Source organism: Mesorhizobium sp. M1D.F.Ca.ET.231.01.1.1 (assembly GCF_003999155.2).
Lineage (GTDB): Bacteria > Pseudomonadota > Alphaproteobacteria > Rhizobiales > Rhizobiaceae > Mesorhizobium.
On the sequence record NZ_RZOZ02000045.1, the window covers coordinates 1 to 758 of the forward strand.

Consider the following 758-nt stretch of genomic DNA (forward strand, 5'->3'; position numbering starts at 1 on the left):
CAGCGCAAGGTCGATGCGATCGACCGTGCCAAGCCAAAGGCAAAGCAGGAGGGCGCCATGCAGGCCGGCGCGCGCAAATATCCGGTGCCGCCTTTTCCGAAGCAGCATCACCCGAAGCCCGGCGAGGAATGGGCGATCGACCCCGCGCCGCTCTATGACGCGCCGTTCTGGCAGGGCTCTGGCAAGCTGGCCGGCAAGGTGGCGCTTATCACCGGCGGCGATTCCGGCATCGGCCGCGCCGTGGCCGTGCTCTTCGCGCGCGAAGGCGCCGACGTCGCCATCGTTTACCTCAGCGAGGATCGCGACGCCATGACGACCAAAGCCGCGGTCGAGGCCGAAGGCAGGCGTTGCGTCACGCTTCGCGGCGACGTCACCAAGCGCGCCTTCTGCCGCAAGGCGGTCGAGCAGACAGTGAAGGCTCTTGGCAGGCTCGACGTGCTCGTCAACAACGCCGCTTTCCAGGTGCATTCGGCCGACTTCGCCGATCTCACCGAGCAGCATTTCGACACTACGCTGAAGACCAACCTCTACGGTTATTTCCACATGGCTCAGGAAGCCGTGCCGCACATGAAGCCGGGTTCGGCGATCGTCAACACCGGCTCCGTCACCGGCATCGAGGGCTCGAAGGATCTGATCGATTACTCGATGACCAAGGGCGGCATTCACGCCTTCACGCGGGCACTCTCCGGCAACCTCATCGGCAGGGGCATCCGCGTCAACGCTGTGGCGCCGGGCCCGGTGTGGACGCCGCTCAACCC

At 65.7% G+C, this 758-nt stretch carries 1 protein-coding gene; it reads left to right on the forward strand.

Annotated elements, in window-relative coordinates; translation table 11 throughout:
- The coding region (locus tag EN874_RS32160; RefSeq protein ID WP_127428838.1) for an SDR family NAD(P)-dependent oxidoreductase at nt 1–758 on the forward strand (758 nt) is incomplete at both ends.